The 250-nt window shown below is 64.4% G+C and carries 1 pseudogene; it reads right to left on the bottom strand.

The window, feature by feature from the left end:
* Nucleotides 1-43: 43 nt before the first annotated feature.
* Nucleotides 44-250, bottom strand: a pseudogene (locus AC3XQU_RS24445) (TonB-dependent receptor); the annotation flags it as partial.

Below are 250 nucleotides of genomic sequence, written 5' to 3'. Positions count from 1 at the left end.
ATCGATGCCCGCGGCGCGTGCGCCGCGGGCGGAAAATGCCAGCTTAACGGATGCCGTAGCGCAGCGACGCGAACCAGGTGCGACCGCTGGTGCCGTAGTTGCGCGCCACTTCGTAGTTCTTGTCCGCGACGTTGTTCACGCGCAGCAGCAAGGACCAGTCGGGCGTGAACTGGTACGTGGTGTACAGGTTCAGCAAGCCGTAGCCACCCAGGCGGCTGGTATTGGGCGCGTTGTCGAAACGGTCACCCGA

The sequence above is a fragment of the Telluria sp. AZSoR62 genome (assembly GCF_058111565.1).
Note: the sequence above shows the minus strand (reverse complement) of the source record. Positions and strands in the feature narration are given on the sequence as shown.